At 70.8% G+C, this 22,955-nt stretch carries 20 protein-coding genes; 17 read left to right on the forward strand and 3 right to left on the reverse strand.

Going from position 1 to position 22,955, the window contains the following annotated elements:
- The first annotated feature begins 73 nt into the window (after positions 1-73).
- The 6 genes from AC3B5L_RS07570 (at position 74) to AC3B5L_RS07595 (ending at position 7,116) form a co-directional block, all read left to right on the forward strand.
- Positions 74-1,333 carry an ABC transporter substrate-binding protein gene (locus tag AC3B5L_RS07570; protein ID WP_060920976.1) on the forward strand — a complete coding sequence of 420 codons (1,260 nt, stop codon included), beginning with the start codon at positions 74-76 and terminating at the stop codon, positions 1,331-1,333.
- Between the two features lie 43 nt (positions 1,334-1,376).
- Positions 1,377-2,282: a carbohydrate ABC transporter permease gene (locus AC3B5L_RS07575; protein WP_060920975.1), complete on the forward strand. Its 906-nt coding sequence runs from the start codon at positions 1,377-1,379 to the stop codon at positions 2,280-2,282.
- A complete protein-coding gene (locus AC3B5L_RS07580) occupies positions 2,272-3,186 on the forward strand; it encodes a carbohydrate ABC transporter permease (RefSeq protein ID WP_060920974.1) in 915 nt (304 codons plus the stop codon). Before AC3B5L_RS07575 ends, AC3B5L_RS07580 begins: the two co-directional genes overlap by 11 nt.
- The gene (locus tag AC3B5L_RS07585; RefSeq protein WP_315636970.1) at positions 3,183-4,157 is read left to right on the forward strand and encodes an ROK family protein; all 975 of its coding nucleotides are present in this window, start codon (positions 3,183-3,185) and stop codon (positions 4,155-4,157) included. The genes AC3B5L_RS07580 and AC3B5L_RS07585 overlap by 4 nt, the downstream gene beginning before the upstream one ends.
- Before the next feature lie 65 nt (positions 4,158-4,222).
- Positions 4,223-5,770 (forward strand): M81 family metallopeptidase, encoded by a 1,548-nt coding sequence (locus tag AC3B5L_RS07590; protein WP_327036715.1) that lies wholly within the window; start codon positions 4,223-4,225, stop codon positions 5,768-5,770.
- Positions 5,767-7,116: an alpha-L-fucosidase gene (locus AC3B5L_RS07595; RefSeq protein ID WP_268776408.1), complete on the forward strand. Its 1,350-nt coding sequence runs from the start codon at positions 5,767-5,769 to the stop codon at positions 7,114-7,116. The genes AC3B5L_RS07590 and AC3B5L_RS07595 overlap by 4 nt, the downstream gene beginning before the upstream one ends.
- 58 nt (positions 7,117-7,174) lie before the next feature.
- On the opposite strand, the gene AC3B5L_RS07600 is transcribed toward AC3B5L_RS07595, so the two are convergent.
- Positions 7,175-10,009: an FAD-binding and (Fe-S)-binding domain-containing protein gene (locus tag AC3B5L_RS07600; RefSeq protein WP_490096366.1), complete on the reverse strand. Its 2,835-nt coding sequence runs from the start codon at positions 10,007-10,009 to the stop codon at positions 7,175-7,177.
- Between the two features lie 74 nt (positions 10,010-10,083).
- Here AC3B5L_RS07600 and AC3B5L_RS07605 point away from each other — a divergent pair, with 74 nt between their 5' ends.
- Positions 10,084-10,746, forward strand: coding sequence for a GntR family transcriptional regulator (locus AC3B5L_RS07605; RefSeq protein WP_280566369.1), 663 nt, complete (start codon positions 10,084-10,086; stop codon positions 10,744-10,746).
- A 2-nt stretch (positions 10,747-10,748) separates the two neighbouring features.
- On the opposite strand, the gene AC3B5L_RS07610 is transcribed toward AC3B5L_RS07605, so the two are convergent.
- Positions 10,749-11,699, reverse strand: a complete 951-nt coding sequence (locus tag AC3B5L_RS07610; protein WP_280566368.1) for a hypothetical protein — start codon at positions 11,697-11,699, stop codon at positions 10,749-10,751.
- A gap of 83 nt (positions 11,700-11,782) precedes the next feature.
- Between AC3B5L_RS07610 and AC3B5L_RS07615 the strand changes: the two genes are divergently transcribed.
- From AC3B5L_RS07615 to serA, 3 genes are all read left to right on the forward strand, one after another.
- Positions 11,783-12,253: a hypothetical protein gene (locus AC3B5L_RS07615; RefSeq protein WP_280566366.1), complete on the forward strand. Its 471-nt coding sequence runs from the start codon at positions 11,783-11,785 to the stop codon at positions 12,251-12,253.
- Complete coding sequence (locus tag AC3B5L_RS07620) at positions 12,250-12,585, forward strand: hypothetical protein (protein ID WP_259953906.1); 336 nt, start codon at positions 12,250-12,252, stop codon at positions 12,583-12,585. The genes AC3B5L_RS07615 and AC3B5L_RS07620 overlap by 4 nt, the downstream gene beginning before the upstream one ends.
- A 131-nt stretch (positions 12,586-12,716) precedes the next feature.
- On the forward strand, positions 12,717-14,321 hold the full coding sequence (gene serA / locus AC3B5L_RS07625; protein WP_105949735.1) for a phosphoglycerate dehydrogenase: 1,605 nt from the start codon (positions 12,717-12,719) through the stop codon (positions 14,319-14,321).
- Positions 14,322-14,394: 73 nt separating this feature from the next.
- Here the strand turns inward: serA and AC3B5L_RS07630 are convergent, their stop codons facing one another.
- Complete coding sequence (locus tag AC3B5L_RS07630; RefSeq protein ID WP_280566362.1) at positions 14,395-14,937, reverse strand: TetR/AcrR family transcriptional regulator; 543 nt, start codon at positions 14,935-14,937, stop codon at positions 14,395-14,397.
- 96 nt (positions 14,938-15,033) lie between these two features.
- Between AC3B5L_RS07630 and AC3B5L_RS07635 the strand changes: the two genes are divergently transcribed.
- The 7 genes from AC3B5L_RS07635 (at position 15,034) to AC3B5L_RS07665 (ending at position 22,941) form a co-directional block, all read left to right on the forward strand.
- Entirely contained in the window at positions 15,034-16,569 is a 1,536-nt protein-coding gene (locus tag AC3B5L_RS07635) for an MFS transporter (RefSeq protein WP_313362602.1), read from the forward strand.
- A gap of 82 nt (positions 16,570-16,651) precedes the next feature.
- Complete coding sequence (locus AC3B5L_RS07640; protein ID WP_187663935.1) at positions 16,652-17,695, forward strand: 3-isopropylmalate dehydrogenase; 1,044 nt, start codon at positions 16,652-16,654, stop codon at positions 17,693-17,695.
- 62 nt (positions 17,696-17,757) lie between these two features.
- Positions 17,758-18,858 (forward strand): branched-chain amino acid aminotransferase, encoded by a 1,101-nt coding sequence (locus AC3B5L_RS07645; protein ID WP_187663936.1) that lies wholly within the window; start codon positions 17,758-17,760, stop codon positions 18,856-18,858.
- Positions 18,859-19,048: 190 nt separating this feature from the next.
- Entirely contained in the window at positions 19,049-20,029 is a 981-nt protein-coding gene (locus tag AC3B5L_RS07650; RefSeq protein ID WP_259951706.1) for a type IV toxin-antitoxin system AbiEi family antitoxin domain-containing protein, read from the forward strand.
- Between the two features lie 115 nt (positions 20,030-20,144).
- Positions 20,145-20,924 carry a fumarylacetoacetate hydrolase family protein gene (locus AC3B5L_RS07655; protein ID WP_187663938.1) on the forward strand — a complete coding sequence of 260 codons (780 nt, stop codon included), beginning with the start codon at positions 20,145-20,147 and terminating at the stop codon, positions 20,922-20,924.
- A complete protein-coding gene (locus AC3B5L_RS07660) occupies positions 20,921-22,180 on the forward strand; it encodes an MFS transporter (protein WP_187663939.1) in 1,260 nt (419 codons plus the stop codon). Before AC3B5L_RS07655 ends, AC3B5L_RS07660 begins: the two co-directional genes overlap by 4 nt.
- Positions 22,177-22,941 (forward strand): class I SAM-dependent methyltransferase, encoded by a 765-nt coding sequence (locus AC3B5L_RS07665; RefSeq protein WP_280566353.1) that lies wholly within the window; start codon positions 22,177-22,179, stop codon positions 22,939-22,941. Before AC3B5L_RS07660 ends, AC3B5L_RS07665 begins: the two co-directional genes overlap by 4 nt.
- Positions 22,942-22,955 lie beyond the last annotated feature (14 nt).

Raw genomic sequence — 22,955 nt, forward strand, 5'->3', positions numbered from 1 at the left:
CGTAACTTCATACGAAATCCTAATTGGTTAGTTCGAGTGTCGAAATAACCTATCCCTTCTCAGGAGGCATTCAATGAAGAAGTTGCGTGTGGGGGCTGTCGCCGCTGTCGCGGGCGTGGCCGTGGCGATGACCGGCTGTGCGAGCAGCGGGGGATCCGGGGGCTCGGCCGACGGCGACACCATCGTGGTGGACATGTGGGCCGGCAGCGAGTCGGACGTCGATGCGCTGGAGGCGCAGATCGAGTTCGCGCAGAAGCAGAACCCGGACATCAAGATCAAGCTGCAGACGTCGCCGTGGAGTGACTTCTTCACCAAGCTCACGACCAACATGGCCAGCGGCAACATGGCGTGCATCACCGGCATGAGCGGCGCGCAGCTCGGCGGCTACACGGCCGGCTTCCGCGAGCTCAGCGACGAGGATCTCAAGACCGCGGGCATCGACTGGTCGGAGTTCAACCCGAGCGCCGACGGCATCCTCAGCTTCGAGGGCAAGGTCTACGGCGTGCCGTTCGACGTCGCCACGATGCTCGTCTACTACAACCAGGACATGCTCAGCGCCGCCGGTGCCGCCACGCCGGAGATCGGCTGGACGTTCGACGACTTCGACACGATCGCCGCCGACGCCACGAAGGACGGCAAGTACGGCTTCGGCATGGGCATGGGCGGCTACCAGTGGATGTCGATGCCGATCGCGTACTCCGCCACGCAGCCCGCCTCCGAGGACGGCACGCTGCACATCGACGACGAGGACTTCGTCGACGCCGCGTCCTGGTACGCCGGCCTGGTCACGGAGAAGAAGGTCGCGGCTCCGGTCGCCTCCGCCTCCGACACCGGCTGGGGCGAGAACCAGTACACGGGTGGCAACGCGGCCATGGCCGTCGACGGCACCTGGAACGCCGTCAGCTACCTCAACAACGAGTCCGGCTTCGCCGCCGGCATGGTGCCGCTGCCCGCGGGCGTGGACGGCAACCCCGGTCCCATCCTCGGTTCCGGCTACGGCATCGCCGAGAACTGCAAGAACCCGGAGGCCGCGCTGAAGGTGCTCGGCTCCCTCGTCGGCGAGGACGCGCAGGACTACATCGCGTCGTCCGGCCGCTCCTACCCGGCCCGCATCTCGTCGCAGCCGCTGTACTTCGAGTCGATCGACGAGCAGTACCGCGACCAGGTCCAGTCGGTGTTCGAGGCCGCGTTCGGCGACACGGTGCCGCTGTACATGACCAAGAACTGGCAGAAGCTCGACAGCTACATCCAGCCCAACCTCGTCAGCGTCTACAACGGCCAGATGACGATGGAGGAGCTGCTGTCGAACGCCCAGGCGCAGTTCGGCGAGTGAGCCGGATCCGGCCCGCACAGCAGTAACAGAGAAAGACAACGAGATGACGATCACGACGAGACGTCGAGGATCGCTCGCCAAGGTCGAGGGCCGCCAGGCGCTGGGTTTCGCAAGCCCAGCCCTGGTGGGCCTCGCCCTGTTCACGATCGTGCCCGTGGGGCTCTCGATCGTGATGAGCGTCTTCGACTGGCCGACCTTCGGCGAACGCACCTTCAACGGGGTGGACAACTACGTCAAGCTGTTCACCAGCAGCCCGGACTTCTGGCCCGCGCTGCGCAACTCGGCGGTGTACACGCTGCTGTACGTGCCGTTGAGCGTCGCTCTCTCGCTCGTGCTCGCCCTCGGCCTCGGCCCCCGCATCCGCGGCCGCGGTGCCCTGCGCGTCCTCTTCTTCATCCCCGTCGTGACCCCGATGGTCGCGAACGTCCTGGTGTGGAAGATGATGCTGCAGCCGCAGGGGCTCTTCAACGGCCTCTCGGTCACCTGGTTCGGCATCGAGCTGCCGAACTTCCTCGCCGACCCCAACTGGGCGATGATCATGGTCGTCGTGATGAGCGTCTGGCAGGGACTCGGCTACAACATGCTGATCTTCTCCGCCGCCCTCGAGCAGCTCCCGGAGAGCGTCCTGGAAGCGGCCAGTATCGATGGCGCACAGGGCATCCGGCGTGTGTGGAGCATCATCATCCCGATGATCTCCCCGTCGATCTTCTTCGCGACGATCATGACGATGATCACCTCGCTCCAGGTCTTCGTCCAGCCGCAGATGCTCACCGGAGGCGGCCCCGGCAACGCCACCAAGCCCCTCGTGATGTACATCTGGGAGCAGGGCTTCACCTTCGGCGATCTCGGACTCGCCGCCGCCGCCGCGTGGATCCTGTTCGCGATCATCATCGCGATCACGGGCATCCAGTTCGCCGCACAGAAGAAGTGGGTGCACTATGAGCACTGAGACCCTCGTCCGGCCCACCGGCACCGCCCCGCGGCGTCAGCGCGAGCGGGAGAAGGCGCGCGGTGCGGCGACCACGCCGGGCGCGCGCGCCCGGCTGATCCTCGCGCACGTCACCATCTACGTCGCGGCGCTCATCTTCATCGCGCCGCTCGTCTACGCGTTCTTCTCGGCCCTCAAGCCGAACTCCGAGATGTTCTCGATGCCGCCGACGCTCGTGGGCTCCGAGCTCCGCTGGAGCAACTTCGTCGACGTCTTCGCCTACGGACCGTTCCTCACGTACATCATGAACTCGTTCATCGTGGCGATCGGCGGCACCCTGGTCGTGCTCGTGGTGTCCACGACCGCCGGATACGCGTTCGGGCGCCTGCGGTGGAAGGGCCGCGACGCGGTCTTCGTCCTCTTCCTGGCCACGCTGATGGTGCCCGCCGAGGTGCTCGTCATCCCCATGTTCCAGGTCATGCAGTGGTTCAACTGGGTCGACACCTATCAAGCGCTCATCCTGCCCTTCGCGTTCGGCGCCTTCGGCACGTTCCTGATGCGGCAGTTCTTCCGCGGCATCCCCTACGAGCTGGAGGAGGCGGCCCGTGTCGACGGCGCCGGCCCTGTCCGGTCCTTCCTGCAGATCATCCTGCCGCTGTCGAAGTCCGCGGTCGCGGTACTCGCGGTCTTCACGTTCCTGTCCTTCTGGAACAGCTACCTCTGGCCCCTCATCGTCACGGTCGACTACAACGCGCACGGCACGCTGCCGGTCGGTCTGGCGAGCTTCGCCGGTCTCACCGGCACCCGGTGGGACCTGCAGATGGCCGCCGCGATCATCTCGATGATCCCGACCACCCTGCTCGTGATCGTGCTGCAGAAGCACCTGGTCAAGGGCATCGCGATGGCCGGACTGGGCGGACGATGAGCGCGGTCGGGCAGCAGACGGACGACCCTCGACGAACGACCACGAGCCCCGGGTCCGACTTCGCGCTGGCGGGGGTGGACATCGGGGGCACGAAGATCGCGGCCCTCGTCGTGGACGCCTTCGGAGACGTCCTCGCACGCGGAAGCGTCCCGGCGCCCGCGAGCGTCGGCGGCTCGGCCATGGCGGATGCGGCGGCCGACCTCGTCACGCGGCTGGCGGCCGAGGCCGGTGTCGCCGTCGCCGCGGTGGGGGTGGGTGCCGCGGGCGTCATCGACCATGAGAGCGGCACCATCCGTGCCGCGTCCGCCCTGTTCGCAGACTGGGCGGGTTTCCCGCTCGGCCCGGAGCTGGCGCAGCGCGTCGGCGTCCCGGTGCGGGTCGAGAACGACGTGAACGCCTTCCTCCTCGGAGAAGCCGCCGCGGCGGGTCCGAGCGTTCCCGATGTGCTCGGTGTGATGCTCGGCACGGGCGTCGGCGGCGCGCTGGTCATCGGCGGGGAGCTGCACCACGGCCCCCACGGCGCGGCCGGCGAGATCGGGCACACGCCCGGTTACAGCGACCTCGTCTGCACCTGCGGCCAGACCGGTCACCTGGAGACCCTGGCGTCCGGGACGTCGATCGCCCGGCGGTTCGAGGAGCGCACCGGTCGTCCGGTGAACGATGCCAGGGAGGTCGCGGAGGCCGCACGCGCCGGCGACGCCGACGCCCGCGCCGTGTTCGACGCCGCCGGACGGGCGCTCGCTCTCGCCTGCGCCAGTGCCGCGACGCTCCTCGACCTGCCGATCGCCATCGTCGGCGGCGGGGTCACGGCCGCCTGGGACCTCCTGGAGCCGTCGATCGAGCGGACGCTCGGTACCGATGCCCCGGTGTCGGGCATCGCGCTGCGCGTCGTCCCCGCCGTCCTCGGAGCCGACGCCGTCGCGCTCGGCGCCATCGAGAGCGCACGACGCGCCCTCGCCCCCGTTTCCTGACCACGACTGCGACCGCAGAGGAGAACACCACCGTGACCGCACGCCCGGAAGCCCACGAGATCTGGATGGGTCCGCTGCCGCCGCTCGCCGAGGGCGGGCTCGCGCGGCCCCGGATCGGCATCGGCGGCATCTCCATCGAGTCGAGCACCTTCTCCCCGCATATCTCCGGGGACGAGGCCTTCACGATCCGCACCGGCGATGCACTGCGGGCGTACTACCCGTTCCTCGACGCCGGACGCGAGCTCGCCGAGGCGGCGGAGTGGGTCCCGCTCACGCACGGCCGTTCGCTGCCCGGCGGTGCCGTGGACCCGGACACCTACCGCCGGATGAAGGACGCGATCGTCGAGGGGATCCGCACGCAGGGGCCGTTCGACGGATTCTTCTTCGACATCCACGGCGCGATGAGCGTCGTCGGGATGGACGATGCCGAGGGGGATCTGGCCCTCGCGGTGCGCGAGGCCCTCGGCCCGGACACCCTCGTCTCCACATCGATGGATCTGCACGGGAACGTCTCGGAGACCCTGCGCGATGCGGTCGATCTGCTCACCTGCTATCGGATGGCGCCGCATGAGGACTGGCTGAACACGAAGGAAAGGGCGGTGTGGAACCTGCTCGACCGTCTCCGTGGACCGCACGGCGGCGACGCGCAGGCGCGGCGGCCCTTCACCGCCTGGGTGCCCGTACCCGTGCTGCTGCCGGGGGAGAAGACCAGCACGCGGTTGGAGCCCGCGCGGAGCATCTACGCCGAGCTCCCCGAGATCGAGGCGCTGCCGGGCGTCGTGGACGCGTCGGTGTGGATCGGCTACGCATGGGCCGACGAGCCGCGCTGCCAGGCGTACGTCGTGGTCACCGGGGACGACAGGGAGGTCATCGCCCGTGAGGCGGAGCGCGTGGCCCGGATGTTCTGGGAGGCACGGAAGGACTTCGTCTTCGTCGCGAAGACGGGAAGCCTCGACGACGCGCTGGAGGAGGCGCTGGCCCCCGGTGCCCCGCATCCGTACGTGATCTCCGACTCCGGGGACAACCCGACGGCCGGGGGAGCGGGCGATGTGACCTGGACCCTCGCCCACCTGCTGCAGCGACCCGAGCTCACCGACGGCACGCACACGACGCTGGTCGCCTCGATCTTCGATGCGCGGGCCGTCGCCGAAGCCGTGGAGGCGGGCGTCGGTGCGACGGTCACGCTGTCAGCCGGAGCCGCGGTCGATTCCGGGCCCCACGGACCGGTCGAGATCACCGGCACGGTGTTCTCCGTCACCGACGGCGACCCGGACGCCGGCACCCAGGTGGTGCTCGCGGTCGGCGGGCTGCACGCCATCCTGACCGAGCGCCGCAAGCCCTTCCACCACCTCTCCGACTTCCGGATGCTGGGGCTCGAGCCGACGACGGCCGACATCGTGGTCGTGAAGATCGGCTACCTGGAGCCGGAGCTGTACGAGCTGGCGGCGGGATGGACGCTGGCGCTCACCCCGGGCGGGGTGGACCAGGACCTGCTCCGCCTCGGACACCATCGCCTGCGCCCCGGGGTGTTCCCGTTCGACACGACAGGCGACCCCGATCTGACCGCGGTGGTCGGGCGCCGCGGGGCCGACGAGGAGGACACGGCATCATGATGAACTTCGAGAAGCGCACCGGCCCCGACTTCGGTGCGGCGTCCCCGGTCTACCCCGCGAACGGCGTGCCGGACTGGTACCGCGACGCCAAGCTCGGCTTCTTCGTGCACTGGGGGCTGTACTCCGTGCCGGCGTGGGCCGTGCAGCACGGGGAGGGCGTGAACATCCCCACCGAGGATGCCTATGCGTGGCACCAGTACGCGGAGTGGTACGGCAACACGGTGCGCATCCCGGGCAGCCCGACGTGGGAGCGCCACCAGCGCACCTACGGTCCTGGGACCTCGTACGAGGACCTCGCCGACCGGTGGGACGCCGACGCCTTCGATGCCGAGGCCTTCGTCGGTGAACTCGTCGCGGCCGGAGCGCGCTATGTCGTGCCCACGACCAAGCACCACGAGGGGTTCTGTCTGTGGGACACCGCCACGACCGGATTCAACGCCGTCGCGCGCGGCCCTCGCCGTGACCTCATCTCCGAGTTCCACGACGCCACGCGGCGGGCGGGAGCCAAGTTCGGCGTGTACTACTCCGGAGCGCTCGACTGGCACGTCAGCGACTTCCCGCCGATCGAGTCGGACACCGACCTGTTCCGGTTCCGTCGCAACGACGCCCACTTCTCCCGGTACGCCGCCGCGCAGCTCGAGGAGCTCGTGGAGCGGTTCGCGCCCGACGTGCTCTGGAACGACATCGAGTGGCCGGACGGCGGCAAGGGCACCGAGGAGTACGCCGTGGCCGCACTCCTGCAGCGGTACTTCGACGCCGTCCCGGACGGTGTGGTCAACGACCGCTGGGGTGTGCCGTACCACGGGTTCCTCACCCGCGAATACACGGACATCCCGGACATCATCCCCGAGCCGTGGGAGTCGACCCGCGGGCTCGGCTACTCGTTCGGGTTCAACCAGGCGGAGGACGAGCGCCACTCGCTCTCCGGCGCGGCCCTGATCCGGCTCCTCGTCGACGTCGTCGCGAAGAACGGCAACCTGCTCATCAACGTCGGCCCCGCGGCGGACGGATCCATTCCGGCGCTGCAGCGGAAGGCGATGCAGGAGCTCGGCAGCTGGCTGGCCGTGAACGGTGCGGCGATCTACGGCACGCGGCCCTGGACGCGGATGGGGGAGCGCACGGGGGCTCCTCGCCGCTACACCACGTCCACCGACGCGGTGCACGTGCATGCGCTCGACCCGGCGGACGGCGAGTTCGAGCTGCCGTCCGAGCTCGCGGCCGCTGCGCTGTCGTGGGCCGACGGGACCCCGGCGGAGGTGTCCGCAGACGGCGGTTCGACCCGCATCGTGATCCCGGCCGGTCTCCGCGAGGCTCCGGTCGCCGTGCTCACCGCGCACGGCGCCTGACACACGCTCCGCAGAAGGGCCCCCGTCGGTGATCCGACGGGGGCCCTTCGTCGCTGAGCTAGGGGCGCGTGCGCTCCTCGAGAACCTCGATCACGTGGCGGTACGGGCGGCCGGTGGCGCGGGTCATGCCGATCTCGCACGTGCGGTTGGCCGACACGAACGCGTCGAAGCCGCCGCGGGCCGTATCGGCCGCGGAGACTTCGGCCGATTCCTGGGCCGTCGCGCTCGCGGTGAGCTCGGGGTGCAGCATGCCGCGGTCACCGGCGAACGCGCAGCAGCCCCAGCCGTCGGGCACGAAGACCTCGTCAGCGACGGCGGCGGCGATCGCCGTCAGCGCCCCGGTCGCGCCGAGCGCGGTCGTCGAACAGGTCGGGTGCACGGCGATCGAGGGGAGCTTCGCATCGACGGAGAGGCGCGGCAGCACCTCCCGCGCGACGAACGTGGTGGCGTCCTCGATGCGCAGACCGGCGTACTCCGGATGGGCGGCGACGGCCTGGGTGAGCATGACGTCGAGGCCCTCGGTGCAGGAGGCCGCGTCGCAGACGACCGGCAGCTCCCCGTGATGGCTGGCGTCCCAGAGCGAGGCCAGCACCCGGTCGGACATGAGGCGATAGCCGTCGAGGTGCCCCTTGGACTTCCACGGTGTCCCGCAGCAGAGCCCGCCGTTCTCCTCCGGGACCACGACGGGGATCCCGGCGCGGTCGAGCAGGGCGCGCAGGGCGTCGCGGGAGCCGGGACCCTCGTCCTCCGGACCGAACATCGTGCCGATGCAGGCGCCGAAGAAGACGGCCTGGGCGTCGGGAGGCGAGACCGGTCGGGGCGGCGCGGTGCCGCCGCGGGGGAGACCCCCGTCGTAGAGGGGGACGGTATCGGCGCCGAGCACCGCCCGTCCGACCCGCGTCGCGCCGCGCACGAGCGGGACGGGGAGAGCATCGGCGACCGTGAGGGCGACGCCGCCGGCGCGAGTGACGGTGCTCCAGTGCTTCGCCGCCGTCCCCCAGGCCGCACCCTCCACCGCGTTCTCCTGCTCGGCCCGGAGGCGGCGGACGAGGTCGCCGGTGTTGATGTCCACCGGACACGCGACGCCGCACATGCCGTCGACCGCGCAGGTCTGCACGCCGTCGTAGTCGTAGTCCGCGCGCAGGTCCCGCAGCAGCGCCGTGTCGCCCTGCTCCTCGGCCCAGGCCATGTCCCGCCGCAGCACGATGCGCTGCCGCGGGGTGAGCGTGATGCTCTTGCTCGGGCAGGTCGGCTCGCAGTAGCCGCACTCCACGCAGCGGTCCACCTCGCGCTCCACCGTGGGCACGCGCTTGAGATCCCGGAGGTACGAGTCCGGGTCGTCGGACAGCACGACGCCGGGGTTGAGGATCCCGTCCGGATCGAACAGCCGCTTGATCTCCCACATCATGTCGGTGAGCTCGTCGCCGTACTGACGCCGCACGAACGGCGCCATGATGCGTCCGGTACCGTGCTCGGCCTTGAGGGATCCCTCCTGTGCGAGGACGAGCTCGACGAGGTCGTCCGTGAAGCGGCGGTACCGCGCCACGCTCTCGGGGTCGTCGAAGCGCTCGTTCAGCAGGAAGTGGACGTTGCCGTCCTTCGCGTGCCCGAAGATCACGGAGCCCTCGTAGCCGTGCTCCGCGAACAGCTCGATCAGTCGCTCGCAGGTGGCCAGCAGCCGGGGGACGGGGACGACGATGTCTTCGAGGAGCGCGGTCGTCCCGGACGGCCGCGCCCCGGCGACAGCGGTGTAGAGGCCCTTGCGGACGTGCCACAGTGCGGCGCGCTCGGCGGCATCGGTCGTCAGGCGTGGGGCGACGGCGAGGGGGAGGGCATCGAAGTGCGCCTGCGCTGATGCGCTCGCGACGGCGAGGGCGTCGTCATCCACGGCGTGCACCTCGACCAGGAGGGCGGCGTGGCCCTGGACGTCGATCTCGGAGATCGCGGCGGGGACGTCGCTCAGGCCCTGGGCGACGCGCAGTGAGGCGGCGTCCAGGAGCTCGATCGTCGCGAGTCCGAGCTCCGTGAGAGCGGGGAGCGCGGTCATCGCCGCCGACAGCGTCTCGAAGACGAGCAGACCGGTGGCGATCGCGGGGCGCACCTCGATGGTGCGGAAACGGGCCTCCGCGACGAAGCCGAGGGTCCCTTCCGATCCGATGAGGAGGTGCTCCAGGATCCGCACCGGGTCGTCGAAGTCGAGCAGGGCGTTCAGGCCGTAGCCCATCGTGTTCTTCATCGAGAACTGCTGCCGCAGGAACGCGACGTTCCCGGGCGAGGCGAGCAGACGCTCCCGGAGCGACGACAGCCCGGCGAACAGGGCGGGTTCCGCGGCGCGGAGCACGTCCGCGGCGTCCGCGCGTCCGGTGTCCAGGACGGTGCCGCTGGGCAGCACGACGACCATCGACGTGATCGTCTGGTACGAGTTCTCCGTGATGCCGCAGGCCATGCCGCTGGAGTTGTTCGCGACGACGCCGCCGATCGTGCAGGCGATCTCGCTGGCCGGATCCGGCCCGAGCTTGCGGCGATACCGGGCCAGCCGCGTGTTCACCTGCCGGACGGTGGCCCCGGGGCCGACCCTGACCGCGGCGCCGTCGTCCTCGATGTGGATGTCGCGGAAGTGGCTGCGCGTGTCGACCAGGATATCGCCGCTGATGCCCTGTCCGGAGAGGCTGGTGCCGCCGGAGCGGAACGTGAGCGTGCGTCCGGCCGCCCGGACCGCCGAGAACGCGCGGGCGACGCCCTCCGCGTCCGCGGGGGACAGCACCGCGTCCGGGACGAGCAGGTAATGCGAGGCGTCGTGGGCGCGGGCGAAGCGGTCGATGGATCGGGCGTGGACCTGCGTCTCGGGCCCCAGCAGTGCGGGATCGAGGGGGTGGTCGAGGGTGGTGGGCACGGTGCTCCTCTGCTCCGCTCGAAGATTGTCAGACAAGTGTACTGAACGACGGACGCCTCACTAGACTGTTCCGCATGACCTCGATCGCGGAGCGCCCCCTCGGCGTGGTCGGCGTGGTCGACGCCGTGACCGGACAGCTGCGCAGCCGGATCCTCTCCGGCGAGATCCGCTCGGGGGAGCCTCTGACCGAGGCGGCCGTCTCCCAGACCTACGGCGTCGCCCGTCCCAGCGCGAAAGCGGCCATCGAGCAGCTCGTGGCCAGCGGGCTGCTCGTGCGGACGGCGCATCGCACGGCGCGCGTGGTCGGCATCGAGGCGGAGACCGTCCGCGACGTCTACCGCACGCGGATCCGGCTGGAGAGCGCGGCACTACGCGAGCTGGCGGAGAGCGCCGCCGTGCCGGCAGCCGCCGTGGCGGCGAACGCCGAGCTGCAGGCGATGGCACCTGGCCCTGATCCCGCGACGGTCGATCCCGACCTCCGCTTCCACACGGCGCTCATCGACGCCCTGGGCAGCGAGCGGACCAGCCGCATGTACCGGAGCGTGCTGGACGAGGTGCGGCTGTGCATGGCGCAGGTGCAGGGGCGGCGTCTCCTCGATGCCGAACTCATCGCCGCGCAGCACGCGGAGATGCTCGAGGCTGTCGCCGCCGGGGACGCGGAGCGCGCCGCCGCGGTGCTGCGCGCCCACCTCGCCTCGGCGGAGGACCGTCTCGTCGAGGCCCTGAGCGCCTCCTGACGTCAGCCTTCGTCGGCCGGGGCGTCCTGGATCTCGATGGGTGCGTCCGTCGGGTCGGCCCAGACCGGAGCGGGCAGAGGCGTGTCGACCTGACCGGCCTGGATCGCGCGGAGGGCCTCGGTGATCTCGTCGGCGTTCTCGGGTACCGCCAGGCCGCAGGTGCGCAGCTCGGACGCGAACTGCAGGGTGAGCCGGATCTTCCCCGCCTCGATGGCCTCGGAGGTGGTGCCGGTGCGGATCTCGCTGCCGGTCTGGATCGCGGGCACCTCGTCGCAGACGTGATAGACCTTGCCGCCGTCGACCCACACGACCTCATCGGCCCCGAGGAGCTGGATCACGGCCGACTGGTCCGCGGTGTACTGCTCGACGGACGGCGGGGCGAAGCTCGTCCCGACGATCGCGGCGAGGACGGCCAGGACGATGCCGACGATGCCGGCGGTCGCCTTCTGCCCCTTGTCCATGTCCTTGTTCAGGAAGATGAGGATGACCAGGGGGAGGAAGGCCACGACCGCGATGATCGCGCCGAGCTGGTTCTGGATGAAGAACCGCGTCTTGTCGGCGCGGCGGGCGGGGTCGAGAGTGTTGGCCTTCTTCCACAGGATCGAGCCGATGATCGACAGCGCCGCGATCACGACCAGCAGGACGAGCAGGGCGACGAACGCCCACTGGGGGAACTGCGCCGTCGCTCCCTGCTCTTCCAGGAGGCCGGTGTCCGGATCGCGGAGCAGCGCGCCGCCCTCGTCGACGAACTCGCGCTGGCGCAGGAGCCAGAAGATGCTGACGGCCTCACCCGCGATCGCGAGCGCCCAGAGGACCGCGGCGATGATGCGGAAGCGCGTCGCGGAGGCCTTCGCCTCCGGGCTCGGCGTCCAGCCCGCGGGCGGTTCGCCGGTCGTGGCGCCGGCCGTGGAACGACGCGGCGCAGCAGACGACGTGGGCTCGTTCTCGGCCATGGTTGTCCTTTCCCCCGAAAGCCCCCGGCGACCCCGCCGAGGCATCCCCGAGCCTAGTGGTCGGGGTGTCCTACTCTGGAGAGATGACATCCGATTCGGACGACGCCCTGAGCTGGGACGGCGACGACAGCGCGGAGCAGCGCCCGCGGGACGCCGCACGGCGTTCCACGCCTGCTCCGGAACCGACGCCGGCCGAGGCCGTCGCACCCTCAGCGTCCGCACCCGCGTCGGTGGACGAGGAGACCGCAACGCCCTCCGGTCTCAGCAACGCGATGCTGGTCCTCGTCGGTGTCGTCGGGGGCGTCTACCTGCTCTACACCGTGGGGTGGATCGCCGGCGGTCTCCGCCTGCAGCCGCTCGCCTCGTTCCTCGTCGCGGATTTCATGTTCCTGCCCTGGTTCGTGCTGGCGATCGCCGCCCCCGCGCTCTGGTTCCTCGCGACGTGGGTGCTGACGCGGGGCCGGGCCTCCTGGATCCGCGCCGCCGTGCTCCTGGCCGGCGTCGTGCTGCTCGTGCCGTGGCCGTTCGTGACCGTGGGGGTGATCGGCTCATGACCGCTCCGGAGTCACCGTCCGCCGTGGCGACCGGCTCGCCGCGCTGGCTCGTGTGGACCGTCATCGCCCTCGCGGGGCTCTTCTACGCGTATGCGGTGTGGAACGCGGTCGCGCACCTCATCACCATGGCCCAGACCGGCCTCACCGGCACCGGATGGGCGACGCTGCTGTTCGGCGTGGTGTTCCCCGTGATCGTGTTCGGGTTCGCCTTCGCCATCGGCCGACGCCGTCGTGTGGGCGAGCTCGCCCTGACCTTCCTCGCCGGACTCGGCATCGTCGCGGTGTTCTGGATGAGCCTGCTCGCGCTGAGTCTGACGCTGCCCAGCGCCTGAGCCGGATCCGTCACGCCGTCACACGGCACGGAGCGGTCCCGGCGCTCCGGTAGAGTTGTCGCGATCGCGCCCCCGACGGTGTGCGGCGCATCGGCCCCTCCCGCCTGTCGCGCTGCCCCGAAGGATCCACTGTGCCGAAGCCTGTCGTGCTCATCGCCGAAGTACTCTCTCCCGCCACGATCGAGGCGCTCGGCCCCGACTTCGACGTCCGCCACGTCGACGGCACCGATCGCGAGGCGCTCTTCGCCGCCCTCGCGGAGTCGGACGCGGTGCTCATCCGCTCCGCGACCCGCATCGACGAGGAGGCGCTGTCGCACGCGCCGAAGCTCAAGGTCGTCGCGCGGGCCGGTGTCGGCCTCGACAACGTCGACATCAAGGCTGCGACCGCGGCCGGCGTCATGGTCGTCAACGCCCCGACGTCGAATATCGTCTCCGCCGCCGAGCTGACGGTCGGCCACATCCTCAGCCTCGCCCGCCGGATCCCGGCCGCGCACGCCTCGCTCTCCGCCGGCCAGTGGAAGCGCAGCTCCTTCACCGGTGCCGAGCTCTTCGAGAAGACCGTCGGCATCGTCGGACTCGGCCGGATCGGCGCTCTCGTCGCCGCTCGCCTGGCCGCCTTCGACATGCGCGTCGTCGCGTACGACCCCTACGTCACCTCGGCGCGCGCCCAGCAGCTCGGCGTGCAGCTCCTCTCGCTGGACGAGCTCGTCGCCGAAGCCGACTTCCTCACGATCCACATGCCCAAGACCCCGGAGACGACGGGCATGATCGGCGCCGAGCAGTTCGCCGCCATGAAGCCGACCGCCTTCGTCGTGAACGTCGCCCGCGGCGGGCTCATCGACGAGGAGGCGCTGCACGAAGCTCTCGTCGCCGGTGAGATCGCCGGTGCGGGTCTGGACGTCTTCACCTCCGAGCCCCCGGCCGAGGGTGGCAGCGCCCGTGCCCTGCTCGACCTCCCGAACGTCGTCGTCACGCCGCACCTCGGTGCGAGCACGGAAGAGGCACAGGAGAAGGCCGGCGTCTCGGTCGCACGCTCGGTGCGGCTCGCGCTCGGCGGTGACCTCGTCCCGGATGCGGTCAACGTCGCGGGCGGCGTCATCGACCCGTACGTGCGTCCCGGCATCTCGCTCGTGGAGAAGCTCGGTCAGATCTTCGCCGCACTGGCCACGTCGCCGCTCACGAGCCTCGACGTCGAGGTGCACGGCGAGCTCAACGACTACGACGTGAGCGTGCTCAAGCTCGCGGCCCTCAAGGGTGTCTTCACGAACATCGTGAGCGAGACCGTGTCGTACGTGAACGCGCCCCTCCTGGCGGAGCAGCGCGGCATCGCGGTGCGCCTGCTCAAGGACGACGTGAGCGAGGAGTACCGGAACGTCATCACCCTCACGGGGGCGCTGTCCGACGGATCGCAGCTCTCGGTGTCGGGCACGCTGACCGGACCGAAGCAGGCCGAGAAGCTCGTCGGCATCAACGACCATGCCCTGGAGCTGCCGATCGAGAAGCATCACGTCGTGATGCTCTACACCGACCGCCCCGGCATCGTCGCCGTCTACGGACAGAAGTTCGGCGAGGCCGGGATCAACATCGCCGGCATGCAGATCTCGCGGCTCGCGGCGGGCGATCAGGCGCTCAGCGTGCTGACGCTCGACTCGCCCGTGTCCGAGGAGCTGCTGGACGACGTGCGCGGTGCCATCGACGCCGACCTCTTCCGTCAGATCGAGATCACCGAGGTCTGACACCGCAGAGCGGGGGAGAAGGGCGGGAGCGCGAGGCTCCCGCCCTTCTCCGTACCCGCAGCCTTGTCCGGCGTCAGGCGGTGGCGCGCAGCACGAGGGCGATGAGATCGGCGAGCTCGTCGCTGCGCGGGACCAGGCGCTCCGGCCCGTGCACGTCGAGCGAGTTGTTGAAGTAGAGGCCGTCGCTCACGAGCATCACGAGGTCGAGGCTGGCGGTGTCGCGGACGTGCGGACGGATCGTCTCCGCCCAGCGACGCCGGGTATCCCGGAGCATGTCGGAGGCGGCGGTCGAGCCGCCCTGGGCCAGCCGGGTCGTGGCGATGAGCGCCCGATCGAGGGCGTCGTCCTCCATCACCGAGGTCCGCACGTAGTACGCGACGGGGCCCTCCTCGGCGGCGCGCATGCGCTCCAGGTCGAGGGTGGTCAGGTGGTCCAGGCGCTCCAGGAGCCCGGTCTCCAGGTCGTCCTTGGAGCGGAAGTGGTAGAGCAGGCCGCCCTTCGACACGCCGGCGGCCTTCGCCGTGGCCTCGAGCGTCGCGGCGCGTTCGCCGTCGCCGATGAGGATCGCCTCGAAGGCGTCGAGGACCTTCTCACGGGCGAGGGGAGGGCGGGGCATCGGTCATCCTCTGAGCGGGATCGGGAGGGCTGCATCTGTTACTATACCAGCCGGACGGTTTAGTAACGAGCGGTCCACAGGAAGGAAAGGTGTTCCATGACCCGTACTGCGTCGATCCCGACGACAGAGACGGAAGCTCCCCGCGTCGGGGCTCGGGGGTGGGCGGCGCTCGTCGTCCTCATGCTCCCGGTGCTGCTGGTGTCGGTGGACAACACGGTGCTGAGCTTCGCGCTGCCCGAGATCTCGATCTCGCTCGCGCCGAGCGGGGCCGAGCAGCTGTGGATCATCGACGTCTATCCGCTCGTGCTCGCCGGACTCCTGGTGACCATGGGGACGCTGGGCGACCGCTTCGGGCGCCGCCGCCTGCTCCTCATCGGAGCCACGGGGTTCGCCGTGGTCTCCGCTCTGGCCGCCTTCGCGCCGACCGCGGGCCTTCTCATCGCGGCGCGCGCCCTGCTCGGCTTCTTCGGCGCCATGCTCATGCCCTCGACGCTCTCGCTGCTGCGGTCGATCTTCCAGAACCGCGACCAGCGCCGCATGGCCATCGCGGTCTGGGCGTCTGCGTTCTCCGCCGGATCCGCGCTCGGCCCCATCGTCGGCGGCTTCCTCCTCGAGCACTTCGCGTGGGGCTCGGTGTTCCTCATCGCCGTCCCCGTCCTCATCCCGCTGCTCATCGCCGCGCCGCTGCTCGTGCCGGAGAGCCGTGACCCGAATCCCGGCCGCACCGACCCGCTCAGCATCGTGCTTTCGATGGCCGCGATGATCCCGGTCGTCTACGCCATCAAGTCCTTCGCGGTCGACGGCCCGTCGCTGTACGCCGGGGGATGGGCGCTGCTCGGCCTCGTGATGGGGACGTTGTTCGTGCGCCGTCAGCTCCGTGCCGACACCCCGATGCTCGACATGGCCCTGTTCCGCCGCGGGTCGTTCTCGGGGGCGATCCTGGTGAACCTGCTCAGCGTCGTGGCCCTCGTCGGGTTCCTGTACTTCGTCTCGCAGCACCTGCAGCTCGTGCTGGGGCTCTCGCCGATGGTCGCGGGCCTCGCGCTCGTGCCGGGGATGGCGGCGATGATCGTCGCCGGACTCACGGTGGTGCCGATCTCGCGGCGGGTGCCGCCGCACGTGCTCATCCCGGCGGCGCTGGTGTTCTCCGTCGCGGGGTACCTCATCGTCGCCTTCACGACGCACGAGCACGGCGTGGCACCGCTCATCCTCGCCTTCGTCGTCCTCGGCATCGGCATCGGCGCGGCCGAGACCATCTCGAACGAGCTCATCCTCTCCAGCGCCCCCGCGGCGAAGGCCGGTGCCGCGAGCGCGGTGTCCGAGACGGCGTACGAGCTCGGTGCCGTGCTCGGGACCGCGATCCTGGGCGGCATCATCACCGCGTTCTACCGCGGCGCGCTGGTGCTGCCCGAGGGGCTTCCGGCCGAGGTGGCCCGCGCTGCGCAGGAGACGCTGGCCGGCGCGTACACCGCCGCCCACGAGCTCCCGGCCGCGCTCGGCGACGCCCTGTGGCAGGCAGCGGCCGACGCGTTCGGCTCCGGCGTCACCGTGACCTCGCTCATCGGCGCGGGCCTCGTCGTCGTCGCGGCGGTCATCGCGGCCGTCACACTGCGCAAGGCACCCACGCACTGACCACTACGCTGGGGGGACCGGCCCGTTCGACCCGCGGTCGCGCCGCGGCCGGTCCACCCCCGTGCAGTGCGCAAGGAGTCTCATGTCGCGTGTCGTGAAGCTGGCCGTCATCCCGGGTGACGGCATCGGTCCCGAGGTCATCGCCGAGGCGGAGAAGGTGCTCGACACCGTCACGGCCGACAGCGACGTGACGTTCGACAAGACCCGCTTCTCGCTCGGTGCCGGCCGGTACCTCGAGACGGGCGACACGCTCACGGACGACGACCTCGCCGCGATCGCCGCACACGACGCGATCCTCCTCGGCGCGGTCGGCGGGACGCCGGGCGACCCGCGGCTGAAGGACGCGAACATCGAGCGCGGGCTGCTGCTGAAGCTCCGGTTCACGCTCGACCACTACGTGAACCTGCGTCCCTCGAAGCTCTTCACCGGAGCTCCCGGTCCGCTGTCGGACCCGGGCGAGGTCGACTTCGTCGTCGTCCGCGAGGGGACGGAAGGTCCCTACGTCGGCAACGGCGGAGCGATCCGGAAGGGGACGCCGCAGGAGGTGGCGAACGAGACCTCCGTGAACACGGCGTTCGGTGTCGAGCGGGTCGTCCGCTATGCGTTCGCCCTCGCGGAGCGCCGCCGTCAGAAGCTCACCCTGGTGCACAAGACCAACGTGCTCGTGCACGCCGGCGCGATCTGGCAGCGCATCGTGAACGAGGTCGCCGCCGAGCACCCCGACGTCGCCGTCGACTATCTGCACGTCGACGCCGCCACCATCTTCCTCGTCACCGATCCCTCGCGCTTCGACGTGATCGTGACGGACAATCTCTTCGGTGACATCCTCACCGACCTCGCCGGCGCCGTCACGGGCGGCATCGGCCTCGCCGCCTCCGGGAACATCAATCCCGATGGCAACTTCCCGTCGATGTTCGAGCCCGTGCACGGCTCGGCTCCGGACATCGCGGGTCAGCAGAAGGCCGACCCGACCGCCGCGATCCTCTCCATCGCGCTGCTGCTCGACCACCTCGGCCTGACGGCCGAGTCGGCGCGTGTGAGCGCCGCGGTCGAGGCGGACATCGCCGCCCGCAGCGGTGCCCGCACCACCGCGGAGATCGGCTCCGCGATCACTGCCCGTCTCTGAACGGCGGGCGTAGGCTGACAGGGCGCGAGGATGCGCCCACCCCACGAGGATTGGATGACGACATGACGACGATCGACGCCGAGACGAGCGTGGCTCCCCTGGAGTTCGCCGTGACGAAGAACCTGAACGCGGCCTCGCCGGCACGCGTCGCCGAAGTGCTGGAGAACCCCGGTTTCGGGGTCGTCTTCACCGACCACATGGTCGACATCTGCTGGTCGGTCAAGGGCGGCTGGCACCGTCCGCGTGTGCAGCCCTACGGCCCGATCCCGCTCGACCCCGCGGCGTCCGTGCTGCACTACGCACAGGAGATCTTCGAGGGCATCAAGGCCTACCGGCACGCCGACGGCTCGATCCACACCTTCCGTCCCGACCGCAACGCCGCGCGCCTGCAGGCGAGCGCCCGCCGCCTGGCGCTGCCGGAGCTGCCGACGGAGTACTTCATCCAGTCGCTGCGGGAGCTCATCGCCGTCGACGGCCGGTGGGTGCCGTCCGGTGCCGACCAGAGCCTGTACCTGCGACCGTTCATGTTCGCCAAGGAGGCCTTCCTCGGCGTGCGAGCGGCGCAGAAGGTCGCCTACTACGTGATCGCCAGCCCCGCGGGCGCCTACTTCACCGGAGGCGTGAAGCCGGTGCGCATCTGGCTCTCCGAGGACTACGCCCGCGCCGGCCGCGGTGGCACCGGCAAGGCGAAGACGGGGGGCAACTACGCCTCCAGCCTCCTGCCGCAGGCCGAGGCCAGCGCGAAGGGCTGCGACCAGGTCGTGTTCCTCAACGAGAACCGCGACGTCGAGGAGCTCGGTGGCATGAACGTTGTGTTCGTCTTCAAGGACGGTCGTGTCGTCACGCCGGAGTCCGACAGCATCCTCGAGGGCATCACGCGGGATTCGCTGCTGCAGCTCGCCGAGGACCGCGGCTACACGGTCGAGAAGCGACCGATCTCGATCGACGAGTGGCGCGAGGGCGTGGCCTCCGGCGACATCGTCGAGGTGTTCGCCTGTGGCACGGCCGCGGTCGTGACACCGATCGGCGCGCTCGTGGGCGAGGGCTTCGACGAGCCGCAGCCGCTGGGCGAGCTGGCGCTGTCGCTCCGCGAGGAGCTCACCGACATCCAGTACGGGCGTCGCGAGGACAAGCACGGCTGGCTCCTCCGCCTCGACGCCTGATTCCATTCCCCGAGACCCCGTCTTCCCGCCGACACCCCGCCGTGTCGACGCGTGGTAGGCGGGGTCTCGTCGTGTACCCGGGGTCTCGCGCGCCGGGGTCGTTCCTGCACAGTGCGGGGGGAGTGGGGGATGAGGGGTGGGGGGTGTGGAGAACGGGGGGAGGAGAGGGTGAGCGGGGGAGAGTGGGGGGATGTCGCGGCGCCTCTCGTTCTCCGATGCCTGGGATCTCGTGCGGTCGCGGGAGGAGGCCCTCGATGCGGGCGTCACGGAACGGGAGCTGGCGGCGGCGGTCGCGCACGGCAGGCTGCGACGGGTGCACCGCGGGGCGTACGTCGACACGGAGGTCTGGGACGAGCTGTGGCCGGAGGGGCGGCAGCTCGTGCGGGTGTGCGCCGTCCGCAGGGCCAGTCCGGGCGGGGGTCCCGTGTTCTCGCACCTCTCCGCCGCCGCGCTCTGGGGGCTGCCGCTCGTGGGGCCGATCCGGGACGACGTGCACACCGCGATCCGCAGCCGTCGGCACAGTAGAACCGAAGCCGGGGTCATCCGACACCAGATCGCGCTCGACGAGGGCGACATCGTCCGGCGGCACGGGCTCCGGTGCACGTCTTTGACCCGCACGGTGTTCGATCTCGCCCGACTGCTGCGACCGGAGGCCGTCGTCGCCGCGGGGGATGCGGCACTGCGGCTGGTCTCGGTCGACGGGCACGAGGTGGACCAGGATGCCGTCGCCGCCTGGCGGGCCGAAGTCGAAGGCCTGTGCGCGGCGGGACTCCGGGGTGTGCGGCGCGCGCGATGGATCGGAGCCTTCGCGGATGGACGGGCGCAGCTCCCGGGCGAGAGCGTGAGTCGCCTCCAGCTCCACCGACTCGGCTTCCGAGACATCGATCTGCAGGTCCCCATCGTGGGCTCCGACGGCGCGCGGTACTTCGCCGACTTCGGGTTCCCGCGGTCCCGGGCCTTCGGAGAGTTCGACGGGGAGGACAAGTACCGGGATGCGGAGCTGCGGACGATGCCCACGGCGGCCGATGCGGTGATGGCGGAGAAGCACCGCGAGGACGAGATCCGCGGGGTGACCGGCTCGCGGGTGGTGCGCTGGGGCTCCCGGCACATCCGCACCCCCGAGGACCTCGGACGACGGCTCGCCGCGTTCGGCATCCGTCCTCCCGGTTGAGTTCCACCGAGGCCCCGGGCTTCCGTCGAGACCCCGCCTCTCCCGCGCAAGCGAACCGGGGTCTCGACGAGAAACCGGGGTCTCGACGATAAAGGAGGGGATCTAGGCTGGAGGCATGAAGATCGCCCGGTTCAGCCACGACGACGCCATCATGTACGGGATCATCGACGACCGCGAGCTCGTGGTCCTCGCCGGGGACCCGATGTTCTCGGGGTATGAGACCACCGGCGCCCGCGTCCCGCTGACCGAGGTCACGCTGCTCGCGCCCGTCATCCCGCGCTCCAAGGTCGTGTGCGTCGGCAAGAACTACCACGATCACGCCGCCGAGATGGGGGGAGTGGCCCCCGAGGAGCCGCTGCTGTTCCTCAAGCCGAACACCGCCGTGATCGGCCCGGACGACGCGATCGTGCGTCCCACCGCGCTGTCCGAGCGCACGGAGTACGAGGGCGAGCTCGTGGTCGTGATCGGACGGATCGCGAAGAACGTGAAGGCGGAGAACGCCCTCGACCACGTGCTCGGCTACACGATCGGCAACGACGTCACCGCACGCGACCTGCAGCGCAAGGACGGGCAGTGGTCGCGGGCGAAGGGCTTCGACACGTTCTGCCCGCTCGGACCCGTGATCGAGACGGACTTCGACCCCGCGCAGGCCACGATCGAGACGCGGGTCAACGGCGAGGTCCGCCAGCACGCGCCGCTCACCGACATGATCCACTCGGTCGCCGCGATCATCGAGTACGCCTCCGCGGTGTTCACGCTCCTTCCGGGCGACGTCATCATGACGGGGACACCCGCGGGCGTCGGCACGTTCGAGGCGGGCGACACCGTCGAGGTGGAGATCTCCGGACTCGGCATCCTGCGCAACCCCGTGCGCGACGCCGCTCCCGCGTCATGACCGACGTCGCCCTCACGGCGACGCAGCAGCAGGCGGTCCAGCGCCGCACCGTGCTCGTGCTGTCGCTGGGGCAGGTGCTGGGCGGCATCGCCTTCGGCGCCACCGTGTCGCTCGGTGCGCTGCTCGCCGCGGACATCTCCGGCAGCGACGCGCTCTCCGGGCTCGCGACGGCATCGGTGACCCTGGGCGCCGCGCTCTGCGCGATCCCGCTCGCCCGGATGGCCGCACGGCTCGGACGCCGCCGCGCCCTCACCCTCGGCAATCTCTTCGCCCTCGTCGGCATCGCCGTGGTGATCCTCGCGGCGTCGGTGCGCGTCTTCCCGCTCCTGCTCGTCGGCATCCTGCTGATCGGTGCGGGGAACGCGGGCAACCTGCAATCCCGGTTCGCGGCCACGGACCTCGCGGCGCCGCAGCACCGCGGGCGTGACCTCTCGATCGTCGTCTGGTCCACCACGATCGGCGGCGTGGCGGGACCGCTGCTGCTCGGCCCGGGGGAGATCGTCGGACAGGCGATCGGGATGCCTCCGCAGACGGGTTCCTACGTCTTCTCGTTCGTCGCGCAGTGCGCGGCGCTCGCGCTCTACCTCGTCGCCCTCCGCCCCGATCCGCTGCTGGCCGCGCAGCGACTCGCTCAGGCCGCCGCCGCGACGACGAGCGCCGTCGTGGCGGACCGCCCGCGCGTGGCCCGCTACGCGATCTTCGCCATCGCGGGGTCGCACGTGGTGATGGCGTCGGTCATGGCGATGACCCCGGTGCATCTCTCGCACATGGCCCACGGCGCTCACGGTGCGGCGGCGACACCGGCGGACGTCTCAGCGCTCGTCGGCATCACCATCGCGCTGCACGTCGGCGGCATGTACGCGCTCTCGCCGGTGTTCGGCGTGCTGGCCGACCGCTGGGGGCGGCTGCGCGTGGTGCTGCTCGGGCAGGCTCTGCTCGGCGGCGCCCTGGCCTTCGCCGTCTTCGCGGGCACCGAGGCGTGGGGCGTCATGGTCGCCCTCATCCTCCTCGGCCTCGGCTGGAGTGCCGCGACGGTCGCCGGTGCCGCGCTGCTCACCGAAGCCTCCGCGCCCGAGGTGCGCACTCGTCGTCAGGGACGCAGCGACTCGCTGATGAGCCTGTCCGCCGCCGCCGGGTCCGTCCTCGCCGGCATCGTGCTGTCGAACTTCCAGTACGCCGGGCTCGGCATCGCGGCCTCGGTGCTCGTCCTCGCGATCGTCGCGCTGTCACCGCTCGCCCGGAGCAGCGCGCGGTGAAGGCCTGGGACGGCGTCGGAGAGGCCTATGCCGCTTCGTACGCCGCCCTGTGCGCCGGGACCTTCGAGCCTCTCACCGCCGCACTCGGCCCGGCGGAGGGTCGTGGCCTGCTGGACGTCGGCGCGGGGGAAGGCCGTCTCACGTCCCGCTTCGCACGCCGGGGATGGGACGTCACAGCCTGCGAGCCCGAGCCGACGATGCGTGCCGTCGCCCACCGGGAGCACCCGACGCTGCGCATCGTCGAGGGCGGGCTGCCGACGCTGCCCTTCGGCGACGGGTCCTTCGATGCCGCCGTGGCGAACTTCGTGCTGAACCACGTCTTCTCCCCGCGGACCGCCGCCCGCGAGCTGGGTCGGGTCGCGCGTGGTCCGGTCGCCGCGACGATCTGGACCCGTTCGCCGTCGTGGTTCTGGGCGGAGGTCGTCGAACGCGCGGGGTTGCCGCCGTACGCGGGGGAGAGGCTCCCCGCCGAAGAGGACTTCGCACGCACCCCGGACGGCTTCGCGGACGTGCTCACCGACGCCGGGCTCCCGGAGGTCGTGGTCACCGAGCACACCTGGACGTGGGAGGCCGACCCCGGCGCGCTGTGGACCTCCGTCGAAGGGGGTGTGGCCGGCGCCGGCGCCCAGTACGCCCTGCTCTCCACGGCCGAGCGCCGCCGGTTCCGCGCGGGGTTCGAGGAGACGGTCGCGGCGCATCGGGTGGGAACAGTGCTGCCCCTGGAGCACCGCGCGGCGGTGGCGGTCTCGCGCCGGGGCTGACCCGCCCGCACCCG

It is taken from the genome of Microbacterium sp. C-MGS6, assembly GCF_058140415.1.

Bases quoted from the DNA above. Each gene is read 5' to 3' on its own strand.
- AC3B5L_RS07585 (WP_315636970.1), top strand. From the start codon at position 3,183: ATGAGCGCGGTCGGGCAGCAGACGGACGACCCTCGACGAACGACCACG.
- AC3B5L_RS07645 (WP_187663936.1), top strand. From the start codon at position 17,758: ATGACGACGATCGACGCCGAGACGAGCGTGGCTCCCCTGGAGTTCGCC.
- AC3B5L_RS07595 (WP_268776408.1), top strand. From the start codon at position 5,767: ATGATGAACTTCGAGAAGCGCACCGGCCCCGACTTCGGTGCGGCGTCC.
- AC3B5L_RS07605 (WP_280566369.1), top strand. From the start codon at position 10,084: ATGACCTCGATCGCGGAGCGCCCCCTCGGCGTGGTCGGCGTGGTCGAC.
- AC3B5L_RS07590 (WP_327036715.1), top strand. From the start codon at position 4,223: ATGGGTCCGCTGCCGCCGCTCGCCGAGGGCGGGCTCGCGCGGCCCCGG.
- AC3B5L_RS07660 (WP_187663939.1), top strand. From the start codon at position 20,921: ATGACCGACGTCGCCCTCACGGCGACGCAGCAGCAGGCGGTCCAGCGC.
- AC3B5L_RS07650 (WP_259951706.1), top strand. From the start codon at position 19,049: ATGTCGCGGCGCCTCTCGTTCTCCGATGCCTGGGATCTCGTGCGGTCG.
- AC3B5L_RS07655 (WP_187663938.1), top strand. From the start codon at position 20,145: ATGAAGATCGCCCGGTTCAGCCACGACGACGCCATCATGTACGGGATC.
- AC3B5L_RS07580 (WP_060920974.1), top strand. From the start codon at position 2,272: ATGAGCACTGAGACCCTCGTCCGGCCCACCGGCACCGCCCCGCGGCGT.
- AC3B5L_RS07575 (WP_060920975.1), top strand. From the start codon at position 1,377: ATGACGATCACGACGAGACGTCGAGGATCGCTCGCCAAGGTCGAGGGC.
- AC3B5L_RS07635 (WP_313362602.1), top strand. From the start codon at position 15,034: ATGACCCGTACTGCGTCGATCCCGACGACAGAGACGGAAGCTCCCCGC.
- AC3B5L_RS07620 (WP_259953906.1), top strand. From the start codon at position 12,250: ATGACCGCTCCGGAGTCACCGTCCGCCGTGGCGACCGGCTCGCCGCGC.
- AC3B5L_RS07630 (WP_280566362.1), bottom strand. From the start codon at position 14,937: ATGCCCCGCCCTCCCCTCGCCCGTGAGAAGGTCCTCGACGCCTTCGAG.
- AC3B5L_RS07615 (WP_280566366.1), top strand. From the start codon at position 11,783: ATGACATCCGATTCGGACGACGCCCTGAGCTGGGACGGCGACGACAGC.
- AC3B5L_RS07610 (WP_280566368.1), bottom strand. From the start codon at position 11,699: ATGGCCGAGAACGAGCCCACGTCGTCTGCTGCGCCGCGTCGTTCCACG.
- AC3B5L_RS07640 (WP_187663935.1), top strand. From the start codon at position 16,652: ATGTCGCGTGTCGTGAAGCTGGCCGTCATCCCGGGTGACGGCATCGGT.
- AC3B5L_RS07570 (WP_060920976.1), top strand. From the start codon at position 74: ATGAAGAAGTTGCGTGTGGGGGCTGTCGCCGCTGTCGCGGGCGTGGCC.